Genomic DNA, 447 nt, shown 5'->3' with positions numbered 1-447 from the left:
CGCCCGAGCGGCTGGCCCTTGGCCTTGGCCGCGCGCACCTTGTCGTTGAAGCTGGCCAGGCTGCGCACGCCGAGCGAGGACATTTGCCGATAGCGGTCCTCCATCTGCTCGACCGTCCATTTGAGCGCGCGCACCGCCTTGGCCGGGTCGGTCACGACGGGTGCGTAGAGGTGCGGAATGTCCTCATACATGCTCAGTTCGAGCATCTTGGGATCGATCATGATCATCCGGCACTCTTCCGGCTTGAGCCGATAGAGCAGCGACAGGATCATGCAGTTGAGCCCGACCGACTTGCCCGAACCCGTCGTACCCGCAACGAGCAAATGCGGCATCGGGGCGAGATCGGCGATGACGGGATCGCCCGCGATATTCTTGCCCAGCACCAGCGACAGCGCGCCCGGCTGATCGTCGAGCGAATCGATGAGTTCGCGCAGGCCCACCGTCCCG

General features: G+C 64.7%; 1 protein-coding gene. It reads right to left on the bottom strand.

The annotated features are described in order from the left end of the window. On the bottom strand, positions 1-447 hold a 447-nt coding region (locus tag AACY19_RS27345; protein ID WP_339454616.1), incomplete at both ends, for an FtsK/SpoIIIE domain-containing protein.

Source organism: Pseudomonas sp. EA_5y_Pfl2_R50, assembly GCF_963970475.1.
In the GTDB taxonomy this organism is placed as follows: domain Bacteria; phylum Pseudomonadota; class Gammaproteobacteria; order Pseudomonadales; family Pseudomonadaceae; genus Aquipseudomonas.
This window is presented reverse-complemented; position numbering and strand designations above follow the sequence as displayed.